This window comes from Polaribacter glomeratus (genome assembly GCF_002954665.1).
In the GTDB taxonomy this organism is placed as follows: Bacteria; Bacteroidota; Bacteroidia; order Flavobacteriales; family Flavobacteriaceae; genus Polaribacter; species Polaribacter glomeratus.
On sequence record NZ_MSCM01000002.1, the window covers coordinates 1 to 25480 of the forward strand.

21 protein-coding genes and 1 pseudogene are annotated in these 25480 nt (G+C 30.9%); 18 read left to right on the plus strand and 4 right to left on the minus strand.

Annotated elements, in window-relative coordinates; translation table 11 throughout:
* The first annotated feature begins 1711 nt into the window (after positions 1-1711).
* From hflK to BTO16_RS10165, 9 genes are all read left to right on the plus strand, one after another.
* Entirely contained in the window at positions 1712-2632 is a 921-nt protein-coding gene (hflK, locus tag BTO16_RS10125) for an FtsH protease activity modulator HflK (protein ID WP_245892094.1), read from the plus strand.
* Positions 2622-3557, plus strand: coding sequence for a protease modulator HflC (gene hflC, locus BTO16_RS10130; protein ID WP_105021580.1), 936 nt, complete (start codon positions 2622-2624; stop codon positions 3555-3557). Before hflK ends, hflC begins: the two co-directional genes overlap by 11 nt.
* A 321-nt stretch (positions 3558-3878) precedes the next feature.
* On the plus strand, positions 3879-4250 hold the full coding sequence (locus BTO16_RS10135; protein WP_105021581.1) for an arsenate reductase family protein: 372 nt from the start codon (positions 3879-3881) through the stop codon (positions 4248-4250).
* 477 nt (positions 4251-4727) lie between these two features.
* Positions 4728-6020 (plus strand): ice-binding family protein, encoded by a 1293-nt coding sequence (locus tag BTO16_RS10140; RefSeq protein ID WP_105021582.1) that lies wholly within the window; start codon positions 4728-4730, stop codon positions 6018-6020.
* Between the two features lie 232 nt (positions 6021-6252).
* Positions 6253-6759 carry a DUF4402 domain-containing protein gene (locus BTO16_RS10145; protein ID WP_105021583.1) on the plus strand — a complete coding sequence of 169 codons (507 nt, stop codon included), beginning with the start codon at positions 6253-6255 and terminating at the stop codon, positions 6757-6759.
* 75 nt (positions 6760-6834) lie between these two features.
* The gene (locus BTO16_RS10150; RefSeq protein ID WP_105021584.1) at positions 6835-7689 is read left to right on the plus strand and encodes a fimbrial biogenesis chaperone; all 855 of its coding nucleotides are present in this window, start codon (positions 6835-6837) and stop codon (positions 7687-7689) included.
* Between the two features lie 47 nt (positions 7690-7736).
* The gene (locus BTO16_RS10155) at positions 7737-8249 is read left to right on the plus strand and encodes a DUF4402 domain-containing protein (protein ID WP_105021585.1); all 513 of its coding nucleotides are present in this window, start codon (positions 7737-7739) and stop codon (positions 8247-8249) included.
* Positions 8250-8254: 5 nt separating this feature from the next.
* Complete coding sequence (locus tag BTO16_RS10160) at positions 8255-10885, plus strand: carboxypeptidase-like regulatory domain-containing protein (protein WP_105021586.1); 2631 nt, start codon at positions 8255-8257, stop codon at positions 10883-10885.
* Positions 10886-10952: 67 nt separating this feature from the next.
* A complete protein-coding gene (locus tag BTO16_RS10165) occupies positions 10953-12794 on the plus strand; it encodes a hypothetical protein (protein ID WP_105021587.1) in 1842 nt (613 codons plus the stop codon).
* Positions 12795-13016: 222 nt separating this feature from the next.
* Here the strand turns inward: BTO16_RS10165 and BTO16_RS10170 are convergent, their stop codons facing one another.
* The 3 genes from BTO16_RS10170 to BTO16_RS10180 all read right to left on the minus strand — a co-directional run bounded on the left by BTO16_RS10170 (position 13017) and on the right by BTO16_RS10180 (position 16316).
* Complete coding sequence (locus tag BTO16_RS10170) at positions 13017-13508, minus strand: hypothetical protein (protein WP_105021588.1); 492 nt, start codon at positions 13506-13508, stop codon at positions 13017-13019.
* A 95-nt stretch (positions 13509-13603) separates the two neighbouring features.
* Positions 13604-14674: a response regulator gene (locus tag BTO16_RS10175; protein ID WP_105021589.1), complete on the minus strand. Its 1071-nt coding sequence runs from the start codon at positions 14672-14674 to the stop codon at positions 13604-13606.
* A 4-nt stretch (positions 14675-14678) separates the two neighbouring features.
* Positions 14679-16316, minus strand: a complete 1638-nt coding sequence (locus BTO16_RS10180) for a sensor histidine kinase (protein ID WP_105021590.1) — start codon at positions 16314-16316, stop codon at positions 14679-14681.
* A gap of 447 nt (positions 16317-16763) precedes the next feature.
* Between BTO16_RS10180 and BTO16_RS10185 the strand changes: the two genes are divergently transcribed.
* The 4 genes from BTO16_RS10185 to trhA all read left to right on the plus strand — a co-directional run bounded on the left by BTO16_RS10185 (position 16764) and on the right by trhA (position 18671).
* A complete protein-coding gene (locus BTO16_RS10185) occupies positions 16764-16970 on the plus strand; it encodes a hypothetical protein (RefSeq protein WP_105021591.1) in 207 nt (68 codons plus the stop codon).
* 58 nt (positions 16971-17028) lie between these two features.
* Positions 17029-17343, plus strand: a complete 315-nt coding sequence (locus BTO16_RS10190) for an HPF/RaiA family ribosome-associated protein (protein ID WP_105021592.1) — start codon at positions 17029-17031, stop codon at positions 17341-17343.
* A gap of 35 nt (positions 17344-17378) precedes the next feature.
* Positions 17379-17753, plus strand: a complete 375-nt coding sequence (locus BTO16_RS10195; protein ID WP_105021593.1) for a hypothetical protein — start codon at positions 17379-17381, stop codon at positions 17751-17753.
* A gap of 267 nt (positions 17754-18020) precedes the next feature.
* A complete protein-coding gene (gene trhA / locus BTO16_RS10200) occupies positions 18021-18671 on the plus strand; it encodes a PAQR family membrane homeostasis protein TrhA (protein ID WP_105021594.1) in 651 nt (216 codons plus the stop codon).
* 110 nt (positions 18672-18781) lie between these two features.
* Here trhA and BTO16_RS10205 read toward each other — a convergent pair whose 3' ends face one another.
* Positions 18782-21037, minus strand: a complete 2256-nt coding sequence (locus BTO16_RS10205; protein ID WP_105021595.1) for an FUSC family protein — start codon at positions 21035-21037, stop codon at positions 18782-18784.
* A gap of 533 nt (positions 21038-21570) precedes the next feature.
* Here BTO16_RS10205 and BTO16_RS17615 point away from each other — a divergent pair.
* The 5 genes and pseudogenes from BTO16_RS17615 (at position 21571) to BTO16_RS10225 (ending at position 25261) form a co-directional block, all read left to right on the plus strand.
* On the plus strand, positions 21571-21729 hold the full coding sequence (locus BTO16_RS17615; RefSeq protein ID WP_170064444.1) for a hypothetical protein: 159 nt from the start codon (positions 21571-21573) through the stop codon (positions 21727-21729).
* 102 nt (positions 21730-21831) lie between these two features.
* Positions 21832-22686, plus strand: a complete 855-nt coding sequence (locus BTO16_RS10210) for a universal stress protein (protein WP_105021596.1) — start codon at positions 21832-21834, stop codon at positions 22684-22686.
* Positions 22687-22704: 18 nt separating this feature from the next.
* A complete protein-coding gene (locus BTO16_RS10215) occupies positions 22705-23553 on the plus strand; it encodes a universal stress protein (RefSeq protein WP_105021597.1) in 849 nt (282 codons plus the stop codon).
* Between the two features lie 259 nt (positions 23554-23812).
* Positions 23813-24310 (plus strand): annotated as a pseudogene (locus BTO16_RS10220) (heavy metal-binding domain-containing protein); the annotation flags it as partial.
* Positions 24311-24409: 99 nt separating this feature from the next.
* Complete coding sequence (locus BTO16_RS10225; RefSeq protein WP_105021599.1) at positions 24410-25261, plus strand: universal stress protein; 852 nt, start codon at positions 24410-24412, stop codon at positions 25259-25261.
* The last annotated feature ends 219 nt before the right edge of the window (positions 25262-25480 follow it).

Here is a 25480-nt window from a genome sequence, read left to right on the forward strand (position 1 = left end):
AGGGTATCGCACGAATGCCTTTAAAACATTCGTTGTAAATCCTAATTTGTAGAAACACTAGACTCGAACTAGTTGACTTAATTACTCTAAATCATTCCAAAACCTCTCTGAACTTGTTGCCGTATTTGTTAGCGGGTGCAAATATAAAAACTATTTCTAAACTGACAAGAAAAAAAATAATTATTTTTTTTCTAAACACTAAAATCGCTGAACTTTTTACCGAAAATTTGGGACTGCAAACATACAACGCTTTTTTATTTAAATCCTAATTAAATTAAAAAAAATTTTTAATCAAATATAAACACTTTATTATACTAATATAACCACAAATACAATCTCTCAATGAACATAACTAACAAACTAATATTTCCGTTAGCGGGTGCAAATATACACCCTCTTTTTAATTACACAACTATTTATTTTAAGTTTTTTTAAAAAAAAAATAAACCCACAAAATAAGAACTTGTTTTTCAATAAACTTAAATGGCATTTAGTCTATGATTTGTAATTAGTTACGATAAAAATTTAGAATTTTTATTGATAAAATTATTACTATTACAGCATAAACTAAATCTTAAATAATCTATTTAACTACAAAATATAAAATCCTTTTTTAAAAAAAATGTATCCTCAGAGCACTTTACTTTAAAATTACAAGAGTTTTTAAAAAAAAAATCTTTATTTATTCATGTATGTGTATCTAGTTATTGATTAGTTTTAACTTATTACAAACGGATTAAAAAAGTAAAAACTCTATTTAAGTTAGTTTGTAAAGAGGTTAAGTAGTGAAGGCTTCAAAGTATGCAACCGTCTAAACTAAATATAAGTTCTTTATGGTATTAATATTTAGTACTGACTCTATTTAAAAAAAATATTTAAACTGACCTGCGTCATTTCGAAACTTTACAATTGTATGTAAATTTGTAAAACAATTAAGACAATAAATTCTCCTGAAGATTTTAGATAGTTAAGAATCAAAGGATTTTAAATTTTGAAATTAATTAAGTGTTGTATTTAATGTTCTAAAAGAACTCGAAATCCTAAAGTGCCTAGATTAGTTTTAAAGAAAATATTTGCTCACTGTAAATATAAAAGTATCACGAGGTAATTGATGTTTTCTTTTTAAAGCCATTTATAAAGAAACCTAAGTGATAAATTTTTTAACCGATGGGGATTAACTGAAAAACAATAATAACCTCATAGCAAACAGGGTGTTTAAACTTAACATTTTTAATTTAAGTTTAGTACATCATTTTTAATATTACCTAAAATGACATTGCCGTCATTTTATGATCTTAAATAAAAAAAAGAACTCAACTTTTATAAAACACATAAATACTTACACAAAGATTTTGTTGATTACAATATAAACCGCGAATTACTAATAGACTATTATAATGTTAAAATTTTCAAACAAAATCATTAAGAATGACTTCAGTCATTTGAAAAACATGAATTAAACTTGACTTTTGAAGATTATAATATACTAAATCTACATCCCAATTAATAAAGGAAGAATATTATTGTAAAACTCAATTACTTGAAAATAAGTGATTTGATTTTGATTAGTTAACTGCATTCAAGTTTATGGAGCTACAAAACAAATTTACAGGTAGTACTCATTAATCTTAAAAAATTAAAAAAAATGAATAAAGCAAAATTAAATCTACCTCCAAAATTAATGAAAATATTAAAATATTGGCGGCTTATAGTGACCTTACTCTTTTTAGTTGTTATCATATGGTCATCAATTTTCCAGATAAGTACTGAAGAAGTTGGAGTAATTACTCGATTTGGAAAATATGTTAGACAAGTAGAACCAGGATTAAACTTCAAGATACCCTTGGCTGAGGATGTTTATAAAGTTCCAGTAGAAAGACAACAAAAAATAGAATTTGGTTTCCGGACCGACAACCCCGGAATAGACACTCAATATCGCGAATCATCAAGTACAAAAGATGAATCATTAATGCTTACTGGAGATCTTAATCTTGCAGAAGTACAGTGGGTTGTGCAATATAGAGTAGATGACGCTTATAAAAATTTGTTTAAAGTTAGAAACCCTCAAAGTACACTACGTATTATATCCGAAGCCGCAATGAGACAAATAGTTGGTGACCGAACCGTAAATGAAGTTCTTACTGTTGGTAGAACCGAAATAGCTAGTGAATTACAACTACTTATTCAAGAAATATGTAGAGAATATTCTATGGGACTAAAAATAGAACAAGTTGTGCTTCAAGATGTAAATCCACCAGAACCCGTAAAAGCAGCTTTTAATGCTGTAAATGAAGCTCAGCAAGAAAAGGAAACTTTAATTAACCAAGCAAAATCGGAATATAACAAAGTTATTCCAAAAGCAAGAGGTCAAGCGGAAGAAACTATTCAGCAAGCTGAAGGATATGCTGCCGAACGCGTAAATAATGCAGACGGTGAAGCTGCTAGATTTACAGCCCTTTATAATGAATTTATAAAGGCACCTGAGGTAACAAAAAGAAGAATTTACCTAGAAACAATGTCAAACGTAATACCCAAAATTGGAAACGTAGTTATAACAGACCAAAAAGGCAACAGCGTGTTGCCTTTATTACAAATGCAGATGAACAAAAAAACAGTAAACAATGAAAACTAAATCAATTTTAATTATAATTTTAGTCATTATTACACTAATAGGTTTAAACAGTAGTGTTTTTGTTGTAGAAGAAAAAGACCAGGTAGTAATAACCCAATTTGGTAAGCCCGTTGGAGAAGCCATTATTGAACCAGGAATGTTCTTTAAACTACCTTTTATACAAGATGCTAATTATTTTGAAAAACGCTATATGGAATGGAATGGTGACCCAAATCAAGTACCAACTAAAGATAAAAAATTTATTTTTGTTGACACGTATGCAAGATGGCAAATTACGGATCCGCTTCAATTTTTTAAACGACTGACTAATGAAAGAGGTGCTCAATCTCGTATAGATGACATTCTAGATGGAGATACGAGAAATTTTATAGCAAATAATGATATAGAAGAAGCTGTGCGAACTAGTAACAGAATTCCTGAGTCATCCGATACTGGAATTATTGGTGATTCTTTAGCTAAAATTTATGTAGGCCGAGATAGTATTCAGAATATGATCTTAGAATCAGCAAATAAACAGACAAAAGAGCTGGGAATTAAAATACTAGACTTTCGTTTTAAACGCATCAATTATGTGCAGGAAGTTCAAGATCAAGTATATGAACGAATGAAAAGTGAACGTTTCCGTATTGCAGATAAATTTAGATCCGAAGGTCAAGGAGAAGCTTCACGTATTAATGGTGAGAAGGAACGAGAGCTTAAAAACATACAATCGCTTGCATTTAGAGATGCTGAAATGATTAAAGGTAAAGCAGATGCAACGGCTGCAGCTATTTATGCAGATGCGTATAATAGATCGAGCAAATCAAGAGGCCTTTATGGTTTTTTAAAATCGATGGAAACATTTGAAAAAACTTTTGATAGAAAAACGTCTATTTTTATCTCAACAGATAGTGAATTGTACAAGTACTTGAAAAAGATGGATTAAAAGTTTTTAAAAAAAAAAGCATTTTATGCAAACTTGCAACCTAATTAGATGCTTAAAAGGATTAAAAAAACACATATCCCACAAATTTATTTTAAGATTTAGTATTTGTTTGAAATAATGAATATTTTGACTCCGTAAGTTTTAAAACAATGGCTTAAAGTTTTAAGCTTGCTGATGGCTCAAAAAAAGAAAATATATTTTTATCACAAAGAGAAAATCAGTTTAAAAAAAGCATTATATTTAATTTTTTGAAATAAATATGAAAACCGAATTATTTTTAAATGAAAATGGTTTTTCTAAAAAAAATAAGATATATATATTATGATATTCGCAAATACAGATAAAGAAATAACGCTGATTTATAATTCTGATGATCACATTGGCCAACAAATTATGGCATATGCCCAAACAGAAAACATACCTATTCATGACATAGACTTAAAACACAGAACACTAACCCCAACACAATGGGCAGAATTGGCTTCTAGAATACAGGTTCACGTTAGAGAGTTAGTAAATACCGAAAGCCCTAACTTTTCGCATAAATTTGGACAAGTTGATCAATTTTCAGATGAGGATTGGTTAAAACTTTTAGCTCATAATCCTAATATACTAAAAGCGCCTATTGTTATGAAAGGAGATAAAGTTAGTATGATGAGTAACCCGCAAGAAATGCTTTATTTTGTTAAGTAAAAATTTGTAAAAATATTGATTGCTCAAAAGATCAATAAATTTCTCCAATTCGGTTTTATCTTAAAAAAAACTATTGTTCATTCAGTTTGTACAAAACGTTTAGATTTTATAGTACTTGAGCGAATTTTAATTTAAAAAATTCAAATTGACCCGGATCAGTGTCTACTCTAAAAAATAATATTTAACATTTTTTCCTTTTTGATTATACACATTTTAAGTTACTTTTTTAAATTAAGAAAACTACCTATTGAATAATTAAGGAAATAAATAATGAAATATCTATATATTATTACATATATTTGTGAAATAGCACATAATCATATATTTAGCCGTTATAATTTATGAAATAGCATAAATTAAATGATATTTATTTTATTATTTTGCAACTCCCTTTTTGTAACTCTCTAATTAATATACATACTGCTTTATAGTAAGTAGTAAATACAGCACATTTTTAAGTGTGCTATAAACGACGTTATGAGAATTATTATAAAATGTATCTTACTGCAAATAATTTTGTTCGTTACGACTAATGTTTATGCTCAACTTGGCATTGGCACAACATCGCCTGATGCATCTTCAATTTTAGATGCTTCCTCTACTAGTAAAGGCCTTTTAATGCCAAGATTAACCACAGCACAAAGAGACTTAATTGAATCTCCGGCAACAGGTTTAATGATTTATAATACCACAATAAACGATGGTCAATTAAATACAGGAACCCCTTCAAGCCCTATTTGGATAGGTATTAAAACGCCTTTAATATATTCCGTTAATGAAGGCGATGAAATTAGCACCTCATCTACAGATAATTCTTTAGTTACAGGAATGACAATAGCACCTTATCCAGGAACTTATATTGCTTTATTTAATGCTCAAATGTCTGGCACCATTACCACCGTAGTTACACAAACATTTGGTTCAAACCAAGCTGTTATTGATATGGCGCAAATTTATCAATCTTTAAGAGATATGCCAAACGGTGTATCTCATGGTCTTGTTTTTGGTAACGGAGAAACACTATTACCTGGCGTTTACGACGTGACTGGCGCAACTTCGATTGCAGGAACACTTACTTTGGATGGCGAAGGAGACTCAAATTCAGTGTTTATTATTAGAGGTACTGCTGCTTTTTCTACTGCCGCTGGCACAACAGTAAATTTAATAAATGGTGCTAGCTCTAATAATATATTCTGGGTGTGTGAAACAACTTCTTCAACAGGAGTTAATACAACAATGAAAGGAACATTGGTATCCGCTTCTGCTGCAATTTCTTTAGGAGTAAATACAACTATAGACGGCAGTATGTTTACAAAAGGTGGAGCAATATCTATGGGCACAGACTGCACTCTCTCTGCTCCGTCTGGTTCTTTTCCTATCGATTTAGGTATACTATCTAAGTTTGGCATGTTTAGTTCAAACGGTGCCGTTTCAGATGCTGCCAATTGCACAACAACAGGAGACGTGGGTACGGCATCTGGAGCTATAACCTTTGTTGGTATTCATAATGGCAAAAAATTTCCTGCTGGTACAGAAGCAGAAGATGTTTTTACCAATACAACAAATACGACTACTTACAGTATTTATTTAAATGGTGTAGAGGTTGCAAATTCTAGTAGAACAATTAAATTATTGAGTTCAATAGTTACGCTTCAAGCCAAGGTTACTGTACTTGTAGTTGGTAATCCTGTTGAAATACGCTGGAAAGTTGGAGCTGGGGAATCAAAGCTCAAGAATAGAGTATTATCTTTAATTCGTTCAGAATATTAAAAGTAATAAAGAACAATAAATAGCTTATTCTTTTCTCTAGGATTAAAAAAAGATATCAAAGCATAATCATATCATACAAGTTTAACAACCTATTAAAGAAAAAGATACTAACTAAAATTTCAATAAAAATGACATAAAAAAGACCTTTAAACTTCAGAAAAAATTAATTCTTTTTACGATTACAATGCAACCTTTTTACAACAAATTTATTTTAATTTAAAACAACACATTTATGAAAAAAACAATAATTAGCTTCTTCACTATCTGCATGATAGTGGGGATTTCGAACAATTTAAATGCACAAAATACTGCTACAGAATCGGCTGACGCAAGTGCTACAATTATTACACCTATTACTATTACCAATACTGCCGATTTAAATTTTGGAGATATAATTGACGGAACAGGAACCGTAACACTCTCTCCAGCAGGCGTAAGAACAACTGATTATCAGGCATTTTCAGGAACTCAAGCGGGAACCGTAACTGCTGCGTCATTTGGTATCACTGGGCAAGGAGACTATACCTATTCTATTACGCTACCAACTTCAGATGTTACATTAACAGAGACTGGTTCAGCCACAATGATCGTAAATGCTTTTGTTAGTGATCCAAGTGGTACAGGTACTTTATCTTCTGGTGCAGGCATCGTTTCTGTAGGTGCTACTTTGAATGTTGTTTCGGGTCAGACTGCTGGTGTATATACAGGAACTTTTGACGTAACTGTTGCCTATAACTAGTACTAATTTATCAAAACCTAAATATCTAAAAGAATAAAATATTTAGGTTTTTATTTTAACATAATAATTTATCAAATGATAAATAAAGATAGAAAAGATTCTTTATACTATATCCAAGTGTTTAAATACCTGCTGTTTTTTGTTTTTATATCTACAGTAATAAGTCCTACAGCAGCGCAAGGTAATTTACTAATTTATCCTAAACGTTTAGTTTTTGAAGGAAGAAACAATATAGAAAAACTGATACTCTCTAATACAGGAAAAGACAGCGCTGTGTATAATATTTCTTTTATAGAATATAGAATGAATGAAACAGGAGATCTAAAAATTATTTCTAAAGCTGAAGCTGGGCTAAATTCTGCCTCTTCTCACGTTCGTTTTTTTCCGCGTAAAGTTATTTTAGGGCCATATGAATCTCAAAAAATAAAAGTACAAGTTAGAAATACACAAAGTCTTGAAGATGGGGAATATCGTTCTCATTTATATTTTAGAGCAGAAGAAGACGAAGGCGCATTAAGAAAAAAGAGTCTGACAAAAAAAACGACAATGTCTGTGAAATTAAAGGCTGTTTTTGGAGTATCTATTCCTTGTATTTTAAGAAAAGGCATTAACACAACCAAGGTTAGTATTTCAGATTTAGAATTGATACAACTACCTAAGCTAGAAAATGTTTTGCAATTTAATTTAAAGCGCACTGGCAACATGTCTGCCTACGGCGATTTTATTATTAAATACATTACGCCAAATAATAAAGTTTACGAAGTAGCCAAAATGCAAGGTGTTGGGGTTTATACACCTGGTAATTTTAGAACACTAAAAGTTAAACTACAAAAGCCAGATAAATTAAGTTTTAACAAAGGAGCCTTTAAAATTATTTTTACCGCAAATGAAAGTAAAAAGATACTAGCTGAAGCTAGATTAATGTTATAAGTTTTACAATAACAAACTTAACGAATACATAGTAGATACCATTGCTTATGAAAATCACACAAAAAACTACTAGGCATTTATTTAAAGGGTTGCAGTTAGCAATACTTTTTCTTTTCGCAACATTTTTACAGGCGCAGCCAGATTTACCGGAACGCGGTATTACTCTAGTACCAACCCAAGCAATTAATTTTGGTGTTTTTTGTATAAGTGGGTCGGGTACTATTGAAGTAGATTTTCAAGGAAATGTAAATGTTACTGGCGGTGTAGTTTCTATAAATACAACTACCGTAACACCTGCTATTTTTGAAATAAAACTGTGTCAAGGAAGAACAATTACAATGAACTATGATTACTCTGTATTCTTAAACGGAAGTAATGGCGGACAACTAGAGCTCATAATTGGTGGAACAGAACGCGGTATTTCTGGAGATATATTTGCATCAGAAAATAATTGTAATTTTATAACTCCACTGCGGGTTGGTGGCAAATTAATAGTTCCTGCAAATGCAGTTCCTGGCATGTATACAGGTGTTTTTCCGATGTCTTTTACACAAGAATAAATGGAATGGATGAAAATAAACCAGAGCAAACCTTTCAATGGCTAAAATCTTACGGAAAACTGAAGGCTATCAGTTTGTTTTTTTTTATAGTATTGCTCAATTTTCAAACAGTAAATGCATTTAATGATACAAAAGAAATTATACTTGATCCTATTATTAGTTATGATGAAGTATCTATTGAGATAATTATAGCAGGGTATTTTAGATTTGAAGCAGATGCCCTCATTACAGAAAAACATTTGGCATATATAAATGTAGAAGAGTTATTTAAAAAACTAGGGATTTATTGTGAACCCGAAAATAATGGAAATATTTTAAGAGGATTTATTGAAAACAAACGAATTCCTTATACCATCGATGTTAATTTAAAACAAATTATTAAAGCCGAAAAAACCATTAAATCAGTTAACGGAATTGTGAAAGAATTGGGTGCTATTTACATAGAAACTGGCGTTTTAAGTGAAGCTTTTAATATGCAAATGATCTTTAACTTTAGGTCTTTATCTATAAAATTAGAGGCTGGTTTTGATTTCCCTTTTGTAAAACAAGCAAGACTTGAAAAAATGCGTAAAAATGTAACCAAACTACAATCTAATGAAGTAGAAGCTTTTGACACAATCATTGGCAGAAATTATCATCTTTTTAAAGGCGGCACTTTAGATTGGGCTTTAACCTCATTTCAATCGGAAAACACAAAACCAAATAACAGGTATTATTTAGGTCTTGGAAGTGAATTATTTTATGGAGAAATTAGAGTAGCCCTTAATTATTTAGAACAAATAAAATTTGATCGACGACAATTTTATTATAATTGGCGTTTTATTAATAATGACAAAAAATACTTAAAACAAGTTCAGGTAGGTAAAATAGGTACGCAATCCATTGCCTTTTTAGGCGCTCCGCTTGTGGGTGCTAGTTTTAATAATTCGCCAAATACGGTTAGAAAAGCTAGAGGAACATACACTATTAGCGACTATACAGAACCTAATTGGACAATTGAATTATACATCAATGATGCTTTAGTAGACTACACATCATCCGATGCTTCTGGTTTTTACCTGTTTAACGTGCCTATTGTTTACGGCTATACAACATTAACCCTAAAATTTTATGGGCCTTTAGGAGAAGAACGAATTGAGGAAAGGACACAAAATACCCCATATACCTTTATGCCTTTCAAAGTTTTAGAGTATGCTATTGCTGGCGGAATATTAGAAAATGACGATGGCAGTACCTTTGCACGAAGCGAAGTAAATTATGGGCTAAGTAGGTTTCTTACAATTGGTGGAGGCGTAGAATATTTGTCTAGTATAGCAGAGCAATCATTAATACCATTTGCTATTGCAGCATTTCAACCGTTTTCTCAAATAATTGTAAACTTTAAATATGCACATAATGTTAGTTTTAAAAGCTTATTAAATTATTATTTAGGCAGCAGCGCATTTTTAGAGATAGCGTATAAAAAATTTGTGAAAGGACAGCAGGCTACCCTTGACAACATGAATGAAATAAAAAAACTGCAATTGTCTTTACCTCTTAAACTGAATAAATTTAGAGGAAATACAAAATTAAGTTTTAATCAATTTGTATATGATGCGTTTAACTTTAACCAATTAAATGCATTAATTTCAACGCGCTATAGAAATAACTCCGCCAACATTTCTTTAGCATCTAATTGGATAAGCGGAGAAAGTGCTTTTACGACGTCTACCCTAGTGCTTTCTCGCAGATTTACAAATGGATTTATTGTAAGACCAAGCATTCAGTATAATGTTTCTGAAAATAACACGATGCGTATACGTGCAGAAATTGAAAAAAGAGCTTCTAAAATATCTTTTTCAGCTGCTTATGAAAGAAATATACAATTTAGAACCAATAACATTACTTTTAGTCTAAGATATGATTTGCCTTTTGCTCGCACCAGTCTTAATTCTTTTTACAATAATAAACAACTTGGCATTTCTGAAAACGCCCAAGGTAGCTTAGCTTTTGGTGCTGGAAATGGTGCTGTAAACGCCGAGTATAATTCGGCAATAGGAAAAGGCGGAATTTTATGCTATCCGTTTCTTGATTTAAATGAAAATAACACAAAAGATGCAAATGAACCAAGGGTGTTTGTGAGAAACGTTAAAATAATAGGCGGTAAAATTAACAGTATTAAAAAAGACTCTATTATTAGAATATCTGATTTAAACTCATTTATAAAATATAAACTCACTTTCGATGATGGAGAACTAGACAATATTGGCTGGAAATTTAAACACAATACCTATCAAGTTTTAGTAGATCCAAACCAATACAAAAAAATTGAAATACCGATATTAGTATATGGAGAAGTAACCGGCATGATTTACTTAAAAAAAGGAGAACGCACTATTGGACAGGGTCGAATCACCATCCAAATTTATGACAAAGAAGGGCATAAAGTTGCAGAAACTCTCAGTGAATCTGATGGCTATTACAGTTATCTAGGCTTAAAACCAGGCAACTATAATTTAATAATAGAACCGGCTCAATTAAAAAAATTAGGGTATCGAGCAGCGCCAATTCAACGAAAAGTAACAATTAAGGCTTTAATAAAAGGCGATTTTGTAGAAAATTTAAATTTTGTATTGCATTCAAGCTCTGATCTTTAAAAAATACAATTCGACTAACAAAAATTAATCTCACATAGTAAGAGACAGATAACTAAAATTTAAATAAATGAAAACTCATTATTTTGCTTTATGCTGTTTAAGTATTTTACTTTATACACCTATTTATTCGCAAATAGTTAATGAGGGTACACTTAAAATTTCTTCATCTACTATTGTTTATTTTCAATCTGAGTATACTAATAAAGTATCTGGAGCGCATACCAATGGTGGCAATTTATACTTAAAAAAAGATTTTATTAACAACGGCGTTACAACATCAAACTTTGGTACAACATTTTTTAATAATTCAAATTTAGAAACTCAAAACATTTTGGGAACCGCAGAAGAAACAACCTTTTATAATCTTACGATAAATAATACTTCTGGTGTTTTTCAAAATTTAGATATCATTGTTGATCATAATTTACTTGTCAATTTAGAGAACTCATTTACAGTAGCTCCTTCAAAGGAATTAACAGTTACAGGAAATATTTCTAATTTAGCAGGAAATGCAGGACTTGTTTTAAAATCGGACAATAATGGCACAGCTTCACTAAATCATAACACCAGTAATGTGGCAGCAACAGTAGAAAGGTACATTAGTGGCGCTGCTGAAGATTGGCATTTTCTATCCTCCCCTATATCTAATCAAACAATAGCTGGGTCGAGCTGGGTTCCTTCTGGAACATACGGAAATGGAACTGGATATGATTTATATGTTTGGGATGAGCCAACACCGTGTTGGGTGTATCAATTAAATACCTCAACAAGTACAATTGGCAACCCAAATTGGCCAGCAGTGCATGCTTCAAATAATTTTGTAACAGCTAGAGGTTATTTGTATGCCGTTCAAGCAGTAAACCCAACACATAAATTTACTGGAACCTTACATAATGGAATTATAAATTATCCTTTAACAGCAAACAGCACGGCAGATCTTTTATTAACTGGCTTTAACTTAATAGGCAACCCGTATACTAGTGCTATAGATTGGAAAGCAACTTCTGGCTGGTCTCGGTCTAATTTATTAGATTCTGATGGAGGTTATGACATGTGGATTTGGAATCCTACGGCAAATAATTACGGTGTCTTTAACTCTACAGGTACAATTGGCACAAATGGTGTAACACAGTTTATCCCTTCAATGCAAGGGTTTTATGTAAGAGCAGAATTGAACGGAAATATAGCAATGAATAATGATATACGGTTGCACAGTAAAACTGTTAATTGGATGAAAACGAATACTATAAAAAAGAAAACAAGTAGTATAAAAGTGCACCTAGAGTCTGATTTAGACTTTGGTTTTGATGAAGTTCTATTTCAATTTGGATATTCTAGTAACCATGCAGGAGCCGCTAAACTTTTTAGTAGAACAAAAACTGCTCCATCTATTTATACCACTTATGAAAATGAAAAATTATCAGTAAAGTATTTAACCAACACGGTTAAAAATCCTTTTGTTTTAATAAATTTTGTTCCTGGCTATAATGGTCGTTATAAATTTACCTTAGATATCGAAGGAAGTAATTTTAAAAATTTAATTTTAGAAGATAAAATAGAAAAGACTTTTCATAACTTTTTAGATAAACCCACATATTCTTTTAATAGTTCTGTAAAAGACAATATAGACAGATTTGTTCTACACTTTAAAACAAAAAAAGCAATTTTAGGAGGTGCTAATGATGCTATCCCTATTTACTACGATGGTGAATTTATTGTGATTGATCTTCGTTTGATTTCTAATTCTACAGATGTTCAAATTTTCGACTTGTTAGGAAGACGTACATTACATAAAACCTTAAAAGGCGAATATTTGCACCGACTATCAATAGATTCACAAAATAAGATGTATGTTGTGATGGTAAAAAATGAACATAAAATAAAGAGTCAAAAGGTTCTGATGCATTAATATTTTGAGCGAACAATAAGGAGCAAACTATCTTTTGATACCAATCAACCTACTAGAAATAACAGCAATTAATACTGCAACTTGAACAGTTCGTTCTGCTTTTAAAACTACAAATAGGCTAAACTTGCAGAGATGTTATCGAATTACACAAATTTTGTATTGGTCTAATTTAAAATATATTATTAACAGTAGAACACCTGTAAAAGTCTTCTTTATTTTTAATTAAATCGCTTTTAAATAAGATTTTAAGGTAGACAAGAAGGTGCTTTCTACTCGAATAATTAGGCAATAATTTCCGTTTTTTATTGCAGTTAAATAGTCGTTAATATCTTCCTTTTTAATTCCCAATCCTCTAAATATACCAGAAAGACCGGCGGGTAAAGAAGCAAGTTCTCTTTCATCAACTTTAGTAAGAAATGTAGGTGTTAAATGACCTGCAATAAATAAGGAACCAATTTCAGGATTATTGAAATAGCCAAACTCGAATTCCTTACCTAGCAAATTACTTAATTGTTGTTTTTTATCGGCTATTATCTTTTCCTGTTCTTTTTTAGCATTTGTTTTATCCGAAGTAAGGGAACCCAAGATGGATAACTGAAGTTGTATATTATTTTTTTGAGCAATATTCTTTAATACTACCTCTATTTGAGATCTCTTTTTATAGGTGCTTATAACAAATAGTTTTTGTGCTATTTTATGTTCTTTAGAAAACATTTAGTATCTTAATTTAGTTTCAACGAGCCACTAAACTAATCGTAATATTCCGTTATCTCAATGACCAAGGTCAATCGCTCTATTTTTATCCAATTTTATCCAAAAAGAGCAATCTCTTCCAAGCTTTTTTCATCTTCAATAATAATTTCTTTTTGAACACTAATTGTAAGTAGCTTTTCGTCTTTAAAATTAGTTAACATTCTAATAGAGGTCTCAGTAGCTGTGCCAATAAGACTTGCTAAATCATCTCTTGAGATATTAATTGCTTTGTTTTCAGAAGTATGAAGTATATCATTTTTATATAAGTCCAAAAGCACTTTTGCTAACCGTTGCCTAACCGAGGAAAAAGCCATATCTACTAATTGCTCTTGAAGATCAATTAGGTCATTCGAAATCATGGTAATGAATTTGTTCGAAATCAACTTGTCCTTAAATAGCAAGGTTGTAAAATCAGATTTAGGAATTTCAAAGACTTCTGCTTCTTCTAAAACTGTTGCAGTATCGCCATAGGTGCCGCTATTAGTTAGCAAGGATAGTTGACCAACAAATTGTCCGGATCCAAATAAACCTGTTACCAAACGTTTACCGGATTCTGTAGTTTTATGCGTTTTTATTGCACCTTTTTGTATAAAATAAAGTGTGTGTGCTGCATCTCCTTCCATAAAGAGAAGGTCTTTTTTATTAAAGTGTACAATGCTTCGATTCTCGGAAAGACTTTCCATTCCCTCGCGCATAGACACTTCATTAAAAAATTGATTTACCCCTTTAATATCCTTAGAAAACTCTTTTTTAAGAAAACTATATTTTTGAAGTCTTGATGCAACTGCATCCAATAATTCGTTCTCTGCAAAAGGTTTCGTAAGGTAATCATCGGCGCCTAAATTCATTCCTTTTCTAACATCTGTTCTCTCTGTTTTTGCAGTTAGAAAAATAAAAGGAATACCAGCGGTTTTTTTATCTTTATTTAGATGTATCAATACATCATACCCATTCAATTCTGGCATCATAATATCACAGATAATAACATCTGGTTGCATTAGTTTGGCCATAGCAACACCTTTCTCTCCATCTTCTGCCGTGCAAACTTTATAGTTTGCTAGTTCCAAAATTTCTGCTGTATTTTCTCTAACGTCCTGGTTGTCTTCTATAATAAGTATTTTTATCATCGATTTATTTTTTTATAGGTTTTGGCAACTTCACTAAAAAAGTAGTTCCTTTATTAGTATCACTTGTAAAAGCAATAGTGCCATCCATAAGTTCTACGTATTGCTTTACAATATTAAGTCCCAAGCCTGTTCCTTGAATATTCTGTGCATTCTTTGCTCTAAAAAAACGCTCAAACAGTTTGTCTTGCTCTTCTTTTGGTACACCAATACCATTATCTTGAACCTGGAGTGAGACAAAATCTGCGCTTTCTTTAATTTTAATATTGATCTCTGTGTTTTTTGGAGAGTACTTAATTGCATTGGACAACAAATTCAGAAAGATATGTCGCACTAATTTTGAGTCAAGATTTAGCGAAATAGGTTTTTTTGGCGATGAAAAAATGATGTTTTTTCCTGTTTTCTTTGTCATAGAAACTTCTTCAATTAGGGTTTTAGAAAGGGCTACAAAATCAAACAGTTCTTTATTTGCGGTTACTTTGCCTTCTTCTAACTTACTTAATGATAAAAAATCATTTAAAATAACTACTAATTGTTTTACATTTTTCTTTATTTGAGCTACATACTTCTCTCGTTTTTGTTCTTTACCAGGTTCATTTTGTCTACCAATAAGAATAGCCGAAGTTTGTATGGCGCTTAAAGGCGTTCTAAATTCATGGGATGCCATAGACACGAAACGAGATTTTAATTCGTTCAAATCCTGCTCTTCTTTTAATGCATTTTTATCATCTCTCTCTATCTTTTTTTGCACAGTAATATCGGTATAAACAAACAAGGCACTAGAAATAATAGTGTTTTCACCGAGCAACGGAATCGTATTAACGGAGAAATATAAGTTTTTGTGCGTTATTTGAAAACGAAGATGCTCTCCTGCAATCGTTTTTAAAATATCCTGCTTTAATTTGGATTTTTGTTTTTCAGAAAAGATAGGGATGTCTTCAACATTAACATCCTCAAAAGCCATTTTATCTAAGCCTAACTTTATAATTGCTTCACCCTCTAAAAGAAGCATTTCAAAATTTGAATTAAAAACAATGATAAATCCATTAGGAAAGTTCTTAGCAATTGCAGAGGATAAATATTTACTAGAAATAGCCCGTTTTTCAGCCTCCTTCGTTTCGTGTATTTGATCTTCGAGACTTAAATTAGAAGCTACCAATTTTTGAACGGTAGTGGTTAATTCATTTGTTCTAGTAATTACTTTGCCCTCTAATTCTTCGGAATATTTTTTTAATTGAGCCTGGCTTACTTTTAGTTTTTTTGCTGTTTTTTTTTGCGCTGTAGTATCTTTTACAAAAGCGATTACAAATAGTTTGCCCTCTATTTTAGTTGGATTTAAACTTATTTCTAATGGAAATTTAGAGCCCTCTTTTTTTAAACCCCACAAATTAAAGTTTTCGCCTATATGCAGTGAAATTGGTTTTAGTAAATATTGATTTATTTGCGCTGCGTTATTTCTTTTAAATTTATCAAGTATAAGACATTCTACTTTTTGATTTAGGAGCTCGCCAGTCTTATAACCAAAAAGTTTTTCGGCAGCTGGATTGGCTTTACTAATAACACCATTTAAGTCTAACACTAAAATACCTTCTAAAGATGATTGAAAGATACTCTTAAAAAGGTCTATATCTTGGAGGTTAGGCATAATTTAGATTTAGATTTACAATTTACGTCATTTAAAATAGCATATGCCATTTATATCTAATTTGATTTTATTTAATTAAAACCCTGACCAAGGTCATTTTAATATCTACCTAATGGCTGTAACTTTGATTTTGTTGCGAATGGGTGCTTGAAAACAGCCACCAATAAAGTATTGTGCATTTTGAGTTAAAAATTTATTAGAATGTCTTTCCGAATAATTTTTCCTTAAAAAATTGTACCGAGAACCTATTTAATAACTAAAATTCCTATTCCCGATACAAGTTTTACTCGAATTGACAGAATATTTCAAAATGGAAACGGATTATTTATCATAAAAATTAAGCCATAAACTGCTAAAAACAGTTGGTTGTATGTGCTAATGAAGTTAAAAGCAACAAAATAATTTATATTTTAAAATTCAGATAAAACCAATTTTAATAGAAAGCATATGAAAACCAAAATAGAACTAGAACAGCAAATAATAAGCATCACCGCTAAAATTCACAACGAATTCCCCGAGTTATCTAAACATATTATTGAAATACCAACAACGAATTCCATGGAGAATGAAATAAATATCAAAAACTTAGAAGATTACTATCAGTCTTTAGAAGAAATTTTAAGAAAATATGCGAACACGCACAAGCGTGAGTAAAATAGATAATTCTATGAAAATATTTATAAAAAAACACCTTTAAAAAACAATAAAAAAAATGAAAATTCAATTTAATACCGACAAAACAATACCTAGCAATGAAAAAGATCAGCTTTTTTTTAGCTCTTTGATAGCAGACGGTCTAGAAAATTTTGAATCCCACATTACAAGAATTGAAGTTCACCTATCGGATGAAAACGGTAAAAAAGAAGGACTTAATAGTATGCGATGTTTGCTAGAAACCAGAATTGAGGGCAGACAACCAATAGCGGTTTCATGCCAATCCGATACTTTAGAACTTGCCATATCTGGCGCTATTGATAAACTAACAACTTCTTTAAAAACAATTATTGGGCGCATACAAGATCATTAAAACAAAAAAAACAACTCCGTTAAAATAAAAAAAAAATGAAAACACAAAAAAAATTAGGCATCTGGATGGATCATGCAACCGCAAATTTAATTGATGCAACTTCAAATAAACACAGTCAAATACTTTCTGATTTTACGCTCGACACAAAAGAAGAGGCATTGAATAGAAGTGAATTGGTTATGCATAACAAAAGACAGCAAATGCACGAAGCCTATTATAAGAAAATTGCAGATTCTATTTTAAAATATAACAGTGTACTTTTATTTGGGCCAACAAATGCAAAAACAGAACTACACAATTACTTGAATGCCGATTTACATTTTAAAGACATAAAGATTGAAGTTAAATCTGCAGATAAAATGACAGATAATCAGCAAGATGCTTTTGTTAAAAAATATTTCGAATACTAATTTATTCCTAAATTATCAAAAAGAGAATTAGAAAGAATCTAATTAAAAGTTTGCAGCATACCAATTTACCAAATTTTAGTTTCATCAAAATAGCCACAAAAAAAGATTGTAAAAGACGTTCTTTAAGGCTATCACAAAATGAAATTTTTAAAAAAAGAATCGACAAAAATAAAGTTCGAAATTATAAAGCCAATAGAAAGAATAGTTGGCAGGGATTTAATTAATTTTACAAAAAATTAGAATAACAGACTGTAATATATCACGTTCATGCAAACTCAGAACTCAAATACACAAATTAAAAAAGAACTCGTAAACAGCATTGTTCACGGCTTTGGTATTATTTTTGGCATCGTAAGTATTCCTATTTTAATAGCATTTACCATTAAAAGCGATAATACTGCCGGCATTATTGGCGCGGCTATATATGGGTTCTGTTTTTTACAACTATTCACTTTTTCTACGCTCTATCATAGTTTTCAGCATGTACAAACAAAACGCATACTTGAAATTCTTGATCACATCAGTATTTATTTCTTAATTGCGGGCACGTACACTCCGTTTTTATTAATGTACATGCACAATTCTTTTGGTATTACGCTACTATCAATTTTATGGGGATTGACTGCGTTAGGAATCATTTTTAAGATCTTTTTTACAGGAAAATGGAAACTTTTTTCAACATTAATTTACATCGCAATGGGCTGCATTATGGTTGTTGGCGGACGAACTTTCTTTGAAAGTATTCCTGATAATATTCTTACTATGATTCTAATTGGTTGCTCGCTTTACCTAATTGGCGTTATTTTTTATTTATGGCAAAAATATCCTTACAACCATGCTGTTTGGCATTTTTTTGTACTCGCAGCGGCTGTTTGTCATTACATTGCCATTTTATTGGCCGTTTCCGCCTATAATTAAGACTTTTTTAAATAGTTATTTTGATGGATACTTGCTAGAAAGTTAAATACGTATTGATTTTAACCAAACCAAAAGCATCCTAATCCTATTCTTAAAAATTGATAAAATCATTATTGCTCGTCCACGATAGTGAAACGGTAGCGATCTGTTGCCTTTTTTAAACTTTCCGAAAGAGATTTTAGCCAACTTATATGATTTGCAATCAAATAAGCTTCTTGAAGACCGTGTAGCGTTTCTGTATCTAATTCTGTGTTCCCTTTTCTGATGTTTTCATCACGTAGATTTGATAATTGCTGATATTTTTCTAATAGCTTATCTTTTGCATCTTCAACAGTTTCTTCAGCTATCTTTTTGTTTATTTCTGTATGCTCTATAATATCGCAAGACACTTGCAGGTTATTCGAAATTTTACTGATTAAAAGGTTAAAATCATCAGAAGCAGGCGTAGTTTGGTGATTAATGATAAAATTACCAATAGATGCAATTGCAGAAATCATTGTTTGATTAAGTGTCACAATTTCATAAATCAGTTGAAATTCTTTCTGTTTCGATTTTGGATCTTGTGTTAATCGCTGAAAAGAGGCATTTAAATTACTGATCGCTAAAAAAGCATCTTTCCTTGCTAAATTATAGGATAGTTTATGTATTGCTGGGTTTTGATATAATTCTTGTGTAGCTAAAAGATATTTTTTGTTCATTTTTAAAGCGTTCAACAATATCTTTTTTAAATTATTCGCTTCCCAACTTGGCAAAACCAAGTAGTTGGCAACAACAGCAATCGAAGCTCCAATAATGGTGTCGATAACGCGATACTGAATCACTTCAAAAGCATCAGGATTCATTAATGAATACACAAAAATGATACTTATAGTTATTAACGCAGCTGCCGATTTGTAGTTTTGCTGAATCAATGAAAACGCCAAGATTAACGAAACAAATGCCAATACAGCATACACGATTACATTTTGAGTAATTAACACAATACCAACGGCAATAAATGCACCGATTAGTGTGCCAATAATACGGTCTTTAGAGCGCTCTTTGGTTAAGCCATAACTTGGACGCATAATAACAATGATGGTCAATAAAATCCAATAAGTGTTCTGAATATCAAAAAGAAAACCTAACAAATACCCAAAGACAATAGCAATGGTAAGGCGCAATGAATGTCTAAACATAGTAGAATCCAAGCTAAAATTCTGAGTAAGAATATTTAATCGATATTCTTGAAGCGTTAAAAACTGACTCGAATCTTGTCTTTTTAAGGATACTTTAGAGGCATCATGAACATTTGCCATTACACGTCGAATAATTCTTATTTCTTGCAGCAATTGTTCTTGATAATCGTAGAGGTTTTTTAAGACCAAAGCACCTTCACGTGCTTCCGGTAATTTAACGGTTTCAATATAATTTGTAATAGATTCGTTCGCCTTTGACAAGGCCTTTAGTAGAATTTCTTTGTTTGGTATTTTATCATTTTGGATAAGTAATTCGGATAAATGGATAAGATGATTCCCCATTATTTTGTTCAACTTTTTCGAAGCTTTTAGGAATTCTTTACGCTCACCAAAAATTACATCGATCATTTTATAATCTAAATATTTTGCTTCTATGAGTTCAAATATTTTAATTGATGAAACAAAAATTAACAGTTGCTTTTCTTCATAACGCGAACGCCCAGAACGTTTACGAGCAGTAAGTAATGACTCTCTAAGTGTTTCGTGCTTTTCATTAATTTTATTTTGAAGAACAAAAGTTTGTTTTAAGAGCTCGTCACGTTTAGTTTTCTTCGTTAATAATTTGGCCCGTAATTTTAAATATTCGCCAATAAAAAGAAGTGTATCAGACAAAAGTTGATTCTGATCTTTTTTAGGCGCAATTTTTTGAAAAACAAAAGAGACAACCAAATACCAAAGACCACCAATGCCCATTAAACCAACATGAACCAAAATATCATGTGTAGTTGTTTTTTGAACGGCAAATGCAATTACCATTGCTAATAAACCAGAAAAGGAGACCAACGAAGCTCTAAAACCATACACCGAAATAAGAGACACTACAAAAGAAATTATTGTAAGGACCAATATCAAAAGAGGTAGAAAAGGTTTAGAAAATAAAAGAATAGCCGTAATAACCATTGTGAACCCAATACTTATTAAAATAGCATTTACCTTACGTTTGGTACTTCCAGGAATATCGCCTGGCGTATTTAAAACAGCACCTACAACAACAGCTGGCGCATATTCAAAATAACCTAAAAAGTATAGTAAAGCAAAGGGCACGGCAATTGCGACTCCGAGTCGAATTCCTCGATCAAAATTGGAACTTTTTAGAAATAATTCTAGTTGTTTAATTTTTTCTTTCAAACGGACTTTCAATTTGATTGCAAAGTTAGGATAATTGAATGACGTAAGACCTTTAAGGTTACTATAGTTTCTTTATATTTCTAGTAACTAAAGCAATCAGCAATTGGTAATAACTAGATAAATACTTCTGAGTAGCGTCTTATTTTTTCTGTTATGTTTTTAAAATATTACTCATTTTTCTGGACCTCACTTTAGGTTTAAGATTACTACTTATTAAAAAATAGACTTTTTAGTTGTTATTTTTAAGCTCTTATTTTTTAGAACTAACTAGATAATAGATCGCACTATTTTGTACTTCATTATTTTAAGGTTTTGAAAGCTTTGCAAAAATATTTCTACAATTCCTTACTAATATCTTTTGTTTTTTTGTGCAATTATAACACGATTTCATCTTCTTAAATGATAAATGCCATTTGAATTAAACCTCTTTTTTTAACTTTCTATAACTAAATATATTCAATAGCACTGACCTGTGTCATTTCAGAATTGCTCATTCTACGTTATTTTTGAAGAATACTTAAAAATATTTCGATATGCAAAAGATACCCTTTCATACAGATTTTTCTGAAACATCAATGAATGCTATTGAGTATGCCTTGAAATTATTAAAGTATGAGAAAATTGATTTTACAATAATGAATGCCTTTGCAGATGAGGCTTACAAGATACCTAGAGAACATTCTTTAACCTAGAGAACATTCTTTATTAATCAACTCTTGAAGAGATAGGATTGCAGCTAAAAACACCATTTTTAGCTCTTCAAAACCAACATCGCTAACTTTAAAAACACGAATATGAAACATATACTATTACCCACAGATTTTTCAGAAAATGCATACAATGCGATGTCTTATGCAGTTCAATTATATAAAGATATTGACTGTACGTTTTATATCCTTTACACCTATACGCCCATAAGTATTAGCGCTGGTAGTATGATCGATAATTATTCTACACTCCCTTTAATAGACCAAAAAAAAGAAATAGCAGAGCGAAAATTGAAAGAAATTGAAGACCGCTTAAATACCACGTTTAGCAATACAAACCACACGTTTATTTCTATGGTTTCTTTAAATCTTTTACTAACAGAAATGGCAGAAGTTATTAAAGAAAAAGATATCGACTTCGTTATTATGGGAACCAAAGGAGCCACTGGTGCTAAAGAGATATTTATTGGCTCTAATACAATGCAAGCCGTTAAAAACCTAAAATGCCCAATAATGGCTATTCCTTCTGGATTTAAGTATGAAAAACCAAGCGAAATTTTGTTTCCTACAGATTATGAGGTTCATAAATCGAACAAGTATCTTTCACTGATAAAAGAACTCTGTGAGAAAAACAATTCTAGATTGCATCTTCTTAATGTTTATCAAGATGTTCCTCTAAAGGAAAAACAAGAACAGACAGAGGCTTTTTTAGATGTTTTTTTTAAAAATACTGCACACTTATTTCACAATCCCGAAAATCAAGAACTTACGGAAGCTATTGTAGCTTTTGAAAAAACATATAAAGTTAACTTTTTGGTAATGATATACAAAGAACATAATTTCTTTGAAAATTTACTTTTAAAACCAACGGTTAACCAAATGGTATATCATACCAATATTCCTTTTTTGGTAATACCGTCAGAAGAGCATATAAATCATTAATCAATCTAAACTTCATTTATGAAAACTATACTTATACCAACCGATTTTTCAAAAAACGCTTACTGCGCTTTATTTTATGCTGCCAAATTATTTGAAGAAGAACCAGCTCGTTTTATTATTTTTAATTCTGTTGAAGGTCAAGTTTCGAAACTTACAAGCGCAGTATATACGGGTAACTCAGAAGAATTAATTAATGGGTTATTAAAGGCTTCGGAAGCAGAATGTTTAGCCGTGCAGCATAAACTTGTAGGTGATTTGGAAACTACCAAACACACTTTTAAGATAATTACCACCTCGTTTTCACTAACACAAGCTATTAATGAACTTATTACACTAGAAAATGTAAATTTTGTAGTGATGGGAAGTAAAGGAAAAACTGATACAGAAAAAATATTTATTGGTAGCAATAGTTTTAGAGCAATTAAAACAATAAAAGAGGTTCCTCTTTTAATAATTCCAGACGAATTAGATTTCAAAGCTCCTGAAAAAATAGGATTTGCTTCAGGTTTTAAAAGGGAATACTCTAAGAAACAACTCGCTCCATTAAAAGAGGTTACTAAATTATTTAATGCAAAAACTACAGTAGTTCATGTTAATGAAGAAGAAAAACTAAATGAAGTACAACTAGCAAATCTTCATAATTTATTAGAAATTTCTAAGAACGAAGATTTTGAACTTAATTGGCTTCCTGAAGCAAGAAGTAAAGCAGAAACAATCATGGAATATGTTTATGAAGAGCAACTAGATCTGTTGGCTATCTGCTATTACAAACATAGTTTTATTAGTAATTTACTTAGAGAAAATGTGGTGAAAGAAATAGCATATCACATGAGAACTCCATTGTTAGTGTTACCAAGTATCGATTGATATTTACCAACGTTTTAAGTAGCTTGATTCGTTATTTTCATCAGAATAACTTGCAAGAAATTGAATCTTTAGTGTTTGCTTGATTTGTAAGAATTAGGTTAAAAAAAGCGTAAGCCAAAACATTAAAAATAGACATCCATCAAATCAACTACTTATAAAACAACACTTTATATTAGTTCTAATTCTACTGACTTTTTTTTCTTGTCAAACTAAAACGAAAGCATACGTTTGTGCACCTTGTAATTTGCCTTGAGATGAACAGGCATTTAGTGAACCGGGAATTTGCCCACATTGTGATATGGCACTTGTAAATAAAATTGATATAATCAAGCAAAGAAAGCTTGTTTTAAATGAAATTAATATTAAAGAAGGCTCTGGCTCATTTTTAATTGAAGGAGGTAAAGGAAAAAAAGAAAAGGCAATAACTATATATGATCATAAGCCTAAAAGATACAAACCAGACTCCAAAATACTACTCGTTGTTTCTGGGTCTGGACGAAATAGAGATAGTTATCGAGACGCTTGGATAGCGAGTTCCGAAAAGTATGGAGTGCTTATTCTTTCACCATTTGCAGATAAACAAGGAGTACACCGTTTAGAAAGAGGTACCTATTTTTTTAATACATCCAAAGAAATTGCAAAAAAATTGGATTTTGATTTTAACTGTAAATTAATAATAGTTCATAATACCGGACATGATCATCGTAAAATGGGAGTTGCGTCCTCGAAATATTTACATGGAAAAAAAGAATTATAAAAAAGGATAAATTTACCAAGTTTCTACTGATATTTATCATAGTTCTTAGCAGCTAGATTCGCTATTTTTATCCAAATAACTTGTATAAAATATAATTAGATGAAAAAAAAGATAGTACTACCAACAGACTTTTCAAAAAACGCAGATAATGCTATAAATTATGCAATAGAACTTTATAAAGAAGAATCTTGCGAATTCTTTATACTGCACTCCTACTATCTTCCAGGATATAATAAAAGCAATTTATTGAGTCTTGAGCCCACTGAAGAAAGATTAAAGGAGGTAAAAGAACGGGCTGAAGAAAATATGGAAAAGCTTAAAGCTTTGGCTTGTTTTAATGATGAAAATAGCAATCATTCGTTCTATTTTTTGAATGAATTTGGACCTTTTAATGAGGTTATCAAAAACATTGTCGAAAAAAATGACATTAAATTAATAATCATGGGAACTCACGGGGAAACCGATGACGAAAATATAATTCTAGGCCGAAATGCTGTTAATGTAATGGAAAAAGTTAGAGAGTGTCCTGTTTTGACTATTCCTAATAATATCATTTTTAAACAACCCAATGAAATTGTTTTTCCTACAAGTTTTAAAACGCACTATAAAGAAAGTGAATTGGCAACTTTAATAGAAATTTCGCAATTAGCAAATGCACCAATCAGAATTTTGCATATTCAAACAGAGAAAGCGTTAAGTAAAAATCAAGAAGAAAAAAAAGAGTTGCTTAATCAAATTTTAAAAGCCGCAAGTTATACACACCACCAACTTTTTAATTTAGATTTACAAGAAGGCGTTCGTTGCTTTTCGCAAAGTAGACAAAGTGAGATGATCGCTTTTATAAATAAAAAACATCATTTTTTCGAAAGTATTTTTTCTAACCCAATGGTAAAAGACTTAGGTAATAATGCTCATGTTCCTGTTTTAGCTTTACACGATTTAAAAGACTAAAGCACAACTTAATACTTATTATTTGGTGTATTAATTTTATACTAAAATTATTTTTAAAGTAGGATAAAAGAACTGTTTTAGCGCAGTAATACTAAAGTTGTGGAATAATTCTTAAATTCTATAATCTTTAAACTTAATCCTGAATTTTCCTGAATTTGGATTTCTAAATAAATAATAGACATACCATTTTTTAGACAAAGCGTCTTTTTTCGGCTCAAT